The organism is Klebsiella sp. CB_Kp196 (genome assembly GCF_040061575.1).
In the GTDB taxonomy this organism is placed as follows: Bacteria; Pseudomonadota; Gammaproteobacteria; order Enterobacterales; family Enterobacteriaceae; genus Klebsiella; species Klebsiella michiganensis.
In genome coordinates, this window is the sequence record NZ_JBEAFH010000020.1 from 1 (window position 1) to 2,262 (window position 2,262).

The following is a 2,262-nucleotide window of genomic DNA, read 5'->3' on the forward strand; positions in this document are numbered from 1 at the left end:
AGGGGAACCTGCGGTTGGATCACCTCCTTACCTTAAAGAACCTGCCTTTGTAGTGTCCACACAGATTGTCTGATGAAAATGTAGCAGTAAAAAATCTCTGCAGGCTTGTAGCTCAGGTGGTTAGAGCGCACCCCTGATAAGGGTGAGGTCGGTGGTTCAAGTCCACTCAGGCCTACCAAATTCGCTCCCGTGCTGCGTTGTGAAATAACTCGCATACTTCAGTATGCTTCGTTCTTCCACGCCTTGCCCGGAATCGAATTACGGTAAATGAGATTAACTACGATGGGGCTATAGCTCAGCTGGGAGAGCGCCTGCTTTGCACGCAGGAGGTCTGCGGTTCGATCCCGCATAGCTCCACCATCTTTACTGCACAACACAAGAAAACTTCAGAGTGTACCTGAAAAGGTTCACTGCGAAGTTTTGCTCTTTAAAAATCTGGATCAAGCTGAAAATTGAAACGACACACTGTTTAAGTGTGTTCGAGTCTCTCAAATTTTCGCGACACGACGATGTTTTACGAAACATCTTCGGGTTGTGAGGTTAAGCGACTAAGCGTACACGGTGGATGCCCTGGCAGTCAGAGGCGATGAAGGACGTGCTAATCTGCGAAAAGCGTCGGTAAGGTGATATGAACCGTTACAGCCGGCGATGTCCGAATGGGGAAACCCAGTGCAATTCGTTGCACTATCGTTAACTGAATACATAGGTTAACGAGGCGAACCGGGGGAACTGAAACATCTAAGTACCCCGAGGAAAAGAAATCAACCGAGATTCCCCCAGTAGCGGCGAGCGAACGGGGAGCAGCCCGGAGTCTGAATCAGCTTGTGTGTTAGTGGAAGCGTCTGGAAAGTCGCAGGGTACAGGGTGATACTCCCGTACACTAAAACACACAGGTTGTGAACTCGAAGAGTAGGGCGGGACACGTGGTATCCTGTCTGAATATGGGGGGACCATCCTCCAAGGCTAAATACTCCTGACTGACCGATAGTGAACCAGTACCGTGAGGGAAAGGCGAAAAGAACCCCGGCGAGGGGAGTGAAAAAGAACCTGAAACCGTGTACGTACAAGCAGTAGGAGCCCACTAGTTGGGTGACTGCGTACCTTTTGTATAATGGGTCAGCGACTTATATTCTGTAGCAAGGTTAACCGTATAGGGGAGCCGCAGGGAAACCGAGTCTTAACTGGGCGTTAAGTTGCAGGGTATAGACCCGAAACCCGGTGATCTAGCCATGGGCAGGTTGAAGGTTGGGTAACACTAACTGGAGGACCGAACCGACTAATGTTGAAAAATTAGCGGATGACTTGTGGCTGGGGGTGAAAGGCCAATCAAACCGGGAGATAGCTGGTTCTCCCCGAAAGCTATTTAGGTAGCGCCTCGTGAACTCATCTTCGGGGGTAGAGCACTGTTTCGGCTAGGGGGTCATCCCGACTTACCAACCCGATGCAAACTACGAATACCGAAGAATGTTATCACGGGAGACACACGGCGGGTGCTAACGTCCGTCGTGAAGAGGGAAACAACCCAGACCGCCAGCTAAGGTCCCAAAGTCATGGTTAAGTGGGAAACGATGTGGGAAGGCCCAGACAGCCAGGATGTTGGCTTAGAAGCAGCCATCATTTAAAGAAAGCGTAATAGCTCACTGGTCGAGTCGGCCTGCGCGGAAGATGTAACGGGGCTAAACCATGCACCGAAGCTGCGGCAGCGACACTATGTGTTGTTGGGTAGGGGAGCGTTCTGTAAGCCGTTGAAGGTGGCCTGTGAGGGTTGCTGGAGGTATCAGAAGTGCGAATGCTGACATAAGTAACGATAATGCGGGTGAAAAACCCGCACGCCGGAAGACCAAGGGTTCCTGTCCAACGTTAATCGGGGCAGGGTGAGTCGACCCCTAAGGCGAGGCCGAAAGGCGTAGTCGATGGGAAACAGGTTAATATTCCTGTACTCGGTGTTACTGCGAAGGGGGGACGGAGAAGGCTATGTTGGCCGGGCGACGGTTGTCCCGGTTTAAGCATGTAGGCGGATGTTCCAGGTAAATCCGGAACGTTACTAACGCTGAGGTGTGATGACGAGGCACTACGGTGCTGAAGTGACAAATGCCCTGCTTCCAGGAAAAGCCTCTAAGCATCAGGTAACATCAAATCGTACCCCAAACCGACACAGGTGGTCAGGTAGAGAATACCAAGGCGCTTGAGAGAACTCGGGTGAAGGAACTAGGCAAAATGGTGCCGTAACTTCGGGAGAAGGCACGCTGATGGTAGGTGAAG

2 tRNA genes and 1 rRNA gene are annotated in these 2,262 nt (G+C 51.6%); all 3 read left to right on the forward strand.

The features are described 5' to 3' along the window. The first annotated feature begins 101 nt into the window (after positions 1 to 101). Positions 102 to 178 (forward strand) — tRNA-Ile (locus ABLU87_RS04710). A 106-nt stretch (positions 179 to 284) separates the two neighbouring features. Continuing rightward, positions 285 to 360, forward strand: a tRNA-Ala gene (locus tag ABLU87_RS04715). 178 nt (positions 361 to 538) lie between these two features. Further along, a 23S ribosomal RNA gene (locus tag ABLU87_RS04720) occupies positions 539 to 2,262 on the forward strand; the annotation flags it as partial.